1 protein-coding gene is annotated in these 432 nt (G+C 46.1%); it reads right to left on the bottom strand.

Annotated elements, in window-relative coordinates:
- A partial coding sequence (infA, locus tag GRC12_RS45075; RefSeq protein ID WP_208786160.1) for a translation initiation factor IF-1 occupies nucleotides 1-142 on the bottom strand: 142 nt, incomplete at its 3' end.
- Nucleotides 143-432: the final 290 nt, after the last annotated feature.

The following is a 432-nucleotide window of genomic DNA, read 5'->3' as shown; positions in this document are numbered from 1 at the left end:
GGATGCGGATGTAGTTTTTGCGCATTTTACCGGAGATGTGTGCAGTAACCACGTGACCGTTTTCTAACTCTACGCGGAACATGGTATTAGGCAACGTTTCAAGAACGGTACCTTGCATTTCAATATTGTCTTCTTTGGCCATCTAATCCTCTGGGGTATCACTACCGTAATTTGAACCGGCAAGATAATGCCGAAGTTCTGTAAATAAGTAAAGATTTGCGCGCTAAATCGCAACAAACAGGTTCGGCACATTACTCCGAAAACACACGGCTAAGCCGCACCAAAAGCGCAACGTATAAGGGAGCGGTGAGATAAACGATGGGCGTTACCTGACGCGAAAAATTCCTTATCGGCAGCGGGGTAATGAGCGTAACCAACTCTGCGACCGCAATTATAACACTCTGGGGAGAAATGTGCCGAAAACATTCATTC

The sequence above is a fragment of the Streptomyces griseorubiginosus genome, assembly GCF_017614965.1.
Taxonomy (GTDB): Bacteria; Actinomycetota; Actinomycetes; order Streptomycetales; family Streptomycetaceae; genus Streptomyces; species Streptomyces griseorubiginosus_B.
This window is presented reverse-complemented; position numbering and strand designations above follow the sequence as displayed.